Below are 6,383 nucleotides of genomic sequence, written 5' to 3' on the forward strand. Positions count from 1 at the left end.
GCATTCGTCGCGGGATGGTTGTTGCTTACGTGCAACCCGTTGATTGGCCGTTCTCCGCAACCCTCAGGAGGGCGGCTGGCCAGGAGACAACCTCTTATCAAGGTGTGGAGGAGCAGCCGGTTCCGCTTTCACAAGAAGCACGGACACCGTGAATCCAGGCAACCGGGAGTGTTCCCGGCTCATTCACTCGTAGAAGAGGGTAGAAAATCGTGGAGTTATTGTCTGGCGCCGATATGCTGATCCGGTCCCTTCAGGATGAAGGTATCGAGTACATATACGGCTATCCGGGTGGTGCAGCCCTTCATATTTATGATGCGCTGTTCAGGCAGGACAAAGTCAAGCACATTCTGGTTCGGCACGAGCAGGCGGCGGTCCATATGGCCGACGGCTATGCCCGCGCAACCGGAAAACCAGGTACCGTACTGGTGACCTCGGGTCCTGGAGCCACCAACACCATTACCGGCATTGCCACCGCATTCATGGATTCCATCCCCATGGTGGTGTTGTGCGGTCAGGTCGCGTCTACGCTGATTGGCGAGGACGCGTTCCAGGAAACCGACATGATGGGCGTCTCCCGTCCGGTTGTTAAGCACAACCTGAGTGTGCGTCACCCGGAAGAAATTCCGGAGATCATTCGCAAGGCTTACTACATAGCCGCCACCGGTCGCCCCGGTCCGGTTGTTGTTGATATCCCCAAGGATATGACAACGCCCAATGAGCGCTATGAGTACGCCTACCCCAAGAAGGTCAAGCTGCGCTCCTACAATCCGGCCATTCGCGGCCATGCCGGCCAGATCAAGAAAGCGGTCGACATGATGCTGGCGGCCAAACGGCCGATCATCTATGCCGGTGGCGGAGTGATTCTTGGCAAGGCCTCCGATCAGCTGACCGAACTGGTGCGCCTGCTGGGTTACCCGATCACCAACACCCTGATGGGCATTGGCTGCTATCCGGCGAGTGACAAGCAGCACCTCGGCTGGCTGGGCATGCACGGTACTTACGAAGCCAACATGGCGATGCACCACTCGGATCTGATTCTGGCGGTCGGCGCCCGGTTTGACGACCGTGTGACCAACGCCACCGAGAAGTTCTGCCCGGGCGCTCGCATCATCCATATTGATATCGACCCGGCCTCAATCTCGAAGACCGTTGACGCAGACGTGCCCATCGTGGGCCCGGTGGAAGCGGTGCTCAAGGAAATGCTGTCGCTGGTCAAGGAAGCCAAAGAAAAGCCGGATGCGGATGCGATTGCCTCCTGGTGGAAGCAGATTGATGAATGGCGGGCGTTCCACGGCATGCGTTACGAGACCAGCCCGGACGTGATCAAGCCCCAGGAAGTCATCGAAATGCTGTGCCGGCTGACCAATGGCGAGGCGTTCGTGACCTCGGACGTGGGCCAGCACCAGATGTTTGCGGCCCAGTACTACAAGTTCGACAAGCCCAATCGCTGGATCAACTCTGGCGGCCTGGGCACCATGGGCTTCGGTTTGCCGGCGGCCATGGGGGTGAAGTTGACGCACCCGAACGATGAAGTGCTCTGCATCACCGGTGAAGGCAGTATCCAGATGAACATCCAGGAGCTGTCCACCTGCAAGCAGTACAACCTGCCGGTGAAGATCATCAACCTGAACAACCAGGCCCTGGGCATGGTCAAGCAGTGGCAGGACATGAACTACGAGTCGCGCCACGCCGAGTCCTACATGGAATCCCTGCCAGACTTCATCAAGCTGGCGGAAGCCTATGGCCATAAGGGCGTCCGGATCGAGAAGAAGGAGGATCTGGAGACCAAGCTCAAGGAAGTGCTGGCGATGAAAGACGATCTGGTGTTCGTGGATATCTACGTGGACCGGTTCGAGCATGTCTATCCCATGCAGGTGGCCCGTGGTTCCATGAAAGACATGTGGCTCAGCAAAACGGAGAGGGTGTGATCATGCGTCGAATCATTTCTGTTTTGCTTGAAAACGAGCCGGGTGCCCTGTCACGGGTGGTGGGGCTGTTCTCCCAGCGCAACTACAACATCGAGACGCTGACGGTGGCACCAACCGAGGACGAGACGCTGTCTCGCCTGACGGTAACCACGACCGGTTCGGACAAGGTCATCGAGCAGATCACCAAACAGCTCAACAAGCTGATTGAGGTGGTGAAGCTGGTGGACTTGACCGAAGGTTCCCACATTGAGCGGGAGCTGATGCTGGTCAAGCTCAAGGCAACGGGTTCCCAGCGTGCCGAAATCAAGCGCACGGTGGACATTTTCCGGGGCCAGATCGTGGATGTAACCAGCTCGGTCTACACCGTTCAGCTGGCTGGCGACAGCGAGAAGCTCGATGGCTTTATCCAGGCGGTGGGTACCTCCGGCGTGCTTGAGGTGGTTCGCACCGGGGTGTCCGGTATTGCCCGGGGCGAAAAGGTCCTCAGCCTTTAACGATTTCCAACAACGCAAGAAATTCATGGCTCCAGCAGCCATTACCAATTACAGAGGTCTGTCATGCAGGTTTACTACGATAAGGATTGCGATCTTTCCATCATCCAGGGCAAAAAAGTTGCCATCATCGGTTTCGGCTCCCAGGGCCACGCCCACGCGTGCAACCTGAAGGAATCCGGCGTTGATGTCACCGTGGGTCTGCGCCCCGGTTCTTCCTCCATTGCCAAGGCCGAGGCCTACGGCCTGAAGACCAGCGACGTGCCCTCAGCGGTTGCGGCTGCCGACGTGGTCATGGTGCTGACCCCGGACGAGTTCCAGGCCCAGCTGTACAAGGCTGAGATTGAGCCGAACCTGAAGCAGGGTGCCACCCTGGCCTTTGCCCACGGTTTTGCCATCCATTACAACCAGATTGTGCCGCGCAAGGATCTGGACGTGATCATGGTGGCTCCGAAGGCGCCGGGTCACACTGTTCGTACCGAGTTCGCCAATGGCGGTGGTATCCCTGACCTGATCGCTATTTTCCAGGACGCTTCCGGCAACGCCAAGAACCTGGCCCTGTCCTACGCCAGCGGCATCGGTGGCGGCCGTACCGGTATCATCGAAACTTCCTTCAAGGATGAGACTGAAACCGACCTGTTCGGTGAGCAGGCCGTTCTGTGCGGTGGCACCGTTGAGCTGGTCAAGGCCGGTTTCGAGACTCTGGTAGAAGCTGGTTACGCGCCTGAAATGGCCTACTTCGAGTGTCTGCACGAGCTGAAGCTGATCGTCGACCTGATGTACGAAGGCGGCATCGCCAACATGAACTACTCCATCTCCAACAATGCGGAGTACGGTGAGTACGTGACTGGCCCTGAGATCATCAACGAGCAGTCCCGCGAAGCCATGCGCAACGCACTGAAGCGCATCCAGAGCGGTGAATACGCCAAGATGTTCATCTCCGAGGGCGCGCTGAACTATCCGTCCATGACCGCGCGCCGTCGCCAGAATGCGGCTCACCAGATCGAAGTTGTCGGTGAGAAACTGCGTGGCATGATGCCGTGGATTTCCGCGAACAAGATCGTGGATAAGGACAAAAACTAAGCGGCTATCCGCCTGGTTTTCGAAAACGCGGCCCCGGGGGGCCGCGTTTTTCGTTATAATTCGTGGAAATTCGCTCCGGAGTTTTGGACATGACCGAACACAAGAACACCGCGAACGGCAAGCAGGGTACCGAATACGAAGTCGAAGCGGGTGAGGTGGTTGAAGAGGAGCTGGTTGGGGGGGCGCCGGTTCGCCGGAAAGGCATTTATCTCTTGCCTAACGCGCTGACGACAGCGTCCCTGTTTTCAGGCTTCTATGCCATTGTCTCCGCCGCGAACGGCGTTTTTGATAATGCCGCCATTGCCATTTTCGTCTCCATGATCCTTGATGGACTTGACGGTCGGGTTGCCCGGATGACCAACACCCAGAGCAAGTTCGGTGAGGAGTACGATAGCCTGGCCGACATGGTGGCCTTCGGGGTGGCCCCCGGTCTTGTAGCGTTCTTCTGGTCGTTGAATGCGTTCGACAAAGTAGGTTGGGCGGTCACCTTCATCTATGTTGCAGGCGCCGCCCTGCGACTGGCCCGCTTCAACACCCAGATAGGGTCCGTGGATAAAAAGTTCTTTGTTGGCTTGCCCAGCCCTTCGGCGGCTGCGTGTGTGGCCGGCCTGGTCTGGTGCTTCCACCAGTTCGAGCCGGCTGCCTGGCTGACATTGTTGACTATGGTCGTGGTTGCCGGGGCCGGCGTGCTGATGGTGAGCAACATCCTGTACCGCAGCTTCAAGGATCTGGATTTGCGTGGTCGGGTACCCTTCGCCGCCATTCTGCTGGTGGTTCTGGTGTTCGTGGTGATCGCACTCGACCCTGCAACCGTACTCTTTACCGGGTTCCTGATCTATGCGTTGTCCGGGCCCGTTCGTGCCCTTTTCCGTGGAAAGCCCCGGAAGTCTCCCGGTACCGCCGACTGAAATCGGCTCCCGGGCATAGCGCCACCGCCCCACGGTGGCGACAGGGCCCGGGGAATCTTTGCCCTGGTCTCCGGTCAACGCCTTACCGGCTGATGCCTGAACGGAGACTTTACATGTTCATCAAGAAGCGCCCTGGCTGGGCCCTGTCGCACTCCGACGTCACCCCTGAGTCTGTTTACCTGAACCGCCGCAAGTTCATGGCTGGAACCATTGCTGTGGCCGCCGGGCTATCCGTGCCATCTTTGGTATCATCGGCGGCACGTCCGGTGCCCGGCGAGGCGCTGGATTATGTCGCCATGCCGGGCTTCTCTACGGACGAAGAGAAAACTCCCTACGATGACGTCACCCGATACAACAATTTCTACGAATTTGGCACCGGCAAGGGCGATCCGGCCAGATACGCCGATGAGATGTCCGTGACGCCCTGGTCTGTGGTTGTGGAAGGGGAGTGCGATAAACCGGGAACCTACGCCCTGGAAGATTTACTCAAGCCCCACGACTATCAGGAACGGATTTACCGCCTGCGCTGTGTTGAAGCCTGGTCCATGGTGATTCCGTGGATTGGCATTCCCCTGGCCGACGTGCTCAAACAGATGCAGCCCAATTCGAGGGCTAAATACGTCTACTTTGAAACGCTTCACGATCCGGAGCAGATGCGGGGTCAGCGCTCCATGTTCAGCACCATCGACTGGCCCTACCAGGAGGGCTTGCGCATGGACGAGGCCATGAACGAACTCAGTTTTCTGGCGGTGGGCCTCTATGGCAAGACCATGCCGAACCAGAATGGCGCTCCAATACGTCTCGTGCTGCCATGGAAGTATGGCTTCAAGAGCATCAAGTCGATCGTCAGGATCCGCTTCCAGGAAGAGCGACCCAGAACAACCTGGGAGATGCTGGCACCGCAGGAGTATGGTTTCTACGCCAATGTGAATCCGGAGGTGGACCACCCCCGATGGAGTCAGAAGCGTGAACGTCGGCTTCCGTCGGGTCTGCTCTCGCCCAACTGGATCGAGACGGTGAAGTTCAACGGCTATGGTGAGCAGGTGGCACACCTGTACAAGGGCATGGATCTGCGGAAGTTCTACTGATGTCAACTGCTCCGGGGGCGTCACGTTCCGCTGCGCTGCTTGCTTTTCGCCTTGCTGCGGCAACTCTCGCAAGTATGCCCCTGTTACTGGTGGTTCTCGATATAATTAACCAGAGTCTGGGGCCCGACCCGGGCCAGGAAGTCACCGAGACTTTGGGTCTCGCTGCATTCCAGCTCTTGCTGGCCACTCTGTTCATGACGCCCCTTCAACGCTGGACAGGCTGGTCGGGCTGGCTGCGGATCCGCCGAATGCTTGGCCTGTTCGCGTTCTTTTACGCATCGCTGCATGTACTTGCCTTTCTGCAGTTCATTCTGGGCTGGAACGATCTCTGGGCGACCTTCACCAAGCGCCCATACGTTATCGCCGGTGCTGTGTCCTTTCTCTTGCTGGTTCCTCTGGCGGCGACGTCCACCCGATGGATGATGAAAAAGTTGGGCAGACAGTGGAAACCACTGCACAGGTCGATCTATCCCGCTGTTGTCATTGCCTGGCTGCATTTCATCTGGCAGGCGCGCAGCGATGTGGGCGAAATGGTGGTGTACGGGGTGATTGTGCTCGGTTTACTGGCATTAAGGTGGCGTTGGTTCGGTCCAGGCAGTCTGATTCCATTCAAAAGGGCCTGAGTCTGGGCAAAGAATGATCGTTCTGATGGTGTTTTGATCAATGGGGTAGGTGGAAACCGAAACCGCCGGAAATTAATTCCAAAACCTCGTTGACAGTTTTCCTGGCGCCTGTAGAATGCGCACCACTTCTGAGGGACAAGCCACTCACGGCGACTTCCCAAGAATAATTAACCGTTTGAAAACATTGAAGAAACTGAGCAATCAAAATCTTCAAATAAACGGTTGACAAGGCGGCGCAACGATGTAGAATACGCGGCCTTGA

The 6,383-nt window shown here is 57.6% G+C and carries 7 protein-coding genes; 6 read left to right on the plus strand and 1 reads right to left on the minus strand.

Annotation, left to right across the window (positions count from 1 at the left end):
* Window positions 1-209 precede the first annotated feature (209 nt).
* The 6 genes from ACFC20_RS14205 to ACFC20_RS14230 all read left to right on the plus strand — a co-directional run bounded on the left by ACFC20_RS14205 (window position 210) and on the right by ACFC20_RS14230 (window position 6,121).
* Complete coding sequence (locus ACFC20_RS14205; RefSeq protein WP_091992337.1) at window positions 210-1,928, plus strand: acetolactate synthase 3 large subunit; 1,719 nt, start codon at window positions 210-212, stop codon at window positions 1,926-1,928.
* A gap of 2 nt (window positions 1,929-1,930) precedes the next feature.
* The gene (gene ilvN / locus ACFC20_RS14210) at window positions 1,931-2,422 is read left to right on the plus strand and encodes an acetolactate synthase small subunit (RefSeq protein ID WP_070970156.1); all 492 of its coding nucleotides are present in this window, start codon (window positions 1,931-1,933) and stop codon (window positions 2,420-2,422) included.
* A gap of 63 nt (window positions 2,423-2,485) precedes the next feature.
* Window positions 2,486-3,502, plus strand: a complete 1,017-nt coding sequence (gene ilvC / locus ACFC20_RS14215; protein ID WP_091992338.1) for a ketol-acid reductoisomerase — start codon at window positions 2,486-2,488, stop codon at window positions 3,500-3,502.
* A gap of 89 nt (window positions 3,503-3,591) precedes the next feature.
* The gene (gene pssA / locus ACFC20_RS14220; protein WP_091992339.1) at window positions 3,592-4,410 is read left to right on the plus strand and encodes a CDP-diacylglycerol--serine O-phosphatidyltransferase; all 819 of its coding nucleotides are present in this window, start codon (window positions 3,592-3,594) and stop codon (window positions 4,408-4,410) included.
* A gap of 113 nt (window positions 4,411-4,523) precedes the next feature.
* Window positions 4,524-5,498: a protein-methionine-sulfoxide reductase catalytic subunit MsrP gene (gene msrP / locus ACFC20_RS14225; protein ID WP_091992340.1), complete on the plus strand. Its 975-nt coding sequence runs from the start codon at window positions 4,524-4,526 to the stop codon at window positions 5,496-5,498.
* A complete protein-coding gene (locus tag ACFC20_RS14230) occupies window positions 5,498-6,121 on the plus strand; it encodes a sulfite oxidase heme-binding subunit YedZ (protein ID WP_091992341.1) in 624 nt (207 codons plus the stop codon). Before msrP ends, ACFC20_RS14230 begins: the two co-directional genes overlap by 1 nt.
* A gap of 37 nt (window positions 6,122-6,158) precedes the next feature.
* On the opposite strand, the gene ACFC20_RS14235 is transcribed toward ACFC20_RS14230, so the two are convergent.
* Window positions 6,159-6,383, minus strand: a 225-nt coding sequence (locus tag ACFC20_RS14235; RefSeq protein WP_375193590.1) for a hypothetical protein, incomplete at its 5' end; no start/stop codon positions are given.

The sequence above is a fragment of the Marinobacter sp. genome (genome assembly GCF_041984545.1).
GTDB lineage: Bacteria > Pseudomonadota > Gammaproteobacteria > Pseudomonadales > Oleiphilaceae > Marinobacter.

What these genes read in the sequence shown, in the direction of transcription:
- ACFC20_RS14230 (WP_091992341.1), top strand. Translation starts at nt 5,498, where the DNA reads ATGTCAACTGCTCCGGGGGCGTCACGTTCCGCTGCGCTGCTTGCTTTT.
- ilvN (WP_070970156.1), top strand. Translation starts at nt 1,931, where the DNA reads ATGCGTCGAATCATTTCTGTTTTGCTTGAAAACGAGCCGGGTGCCCTG.
- ilvC (WP_091992338.1), top strand. Translation starts at nt 2,486, where the DNA reads ATGCAGGTTTACTACGATAAGGATTGCGATCTTTCCATCATCCAGGGC.
- pssA (WP_091992339.1), top strand. Translation starts at nt 3,592, where the DNA reads ATGACCGAACACAAGAACACCGCGAACGGCAAGCAGGGTACCGAATAC.
- msrP (WP_091992340.1), top strand. Translation starts at nt 4,524, where the DNA reads ATGTTCATCAAGAAGCGCCCTGGCTGGGCCCTGTCGCACTCCGACGTC.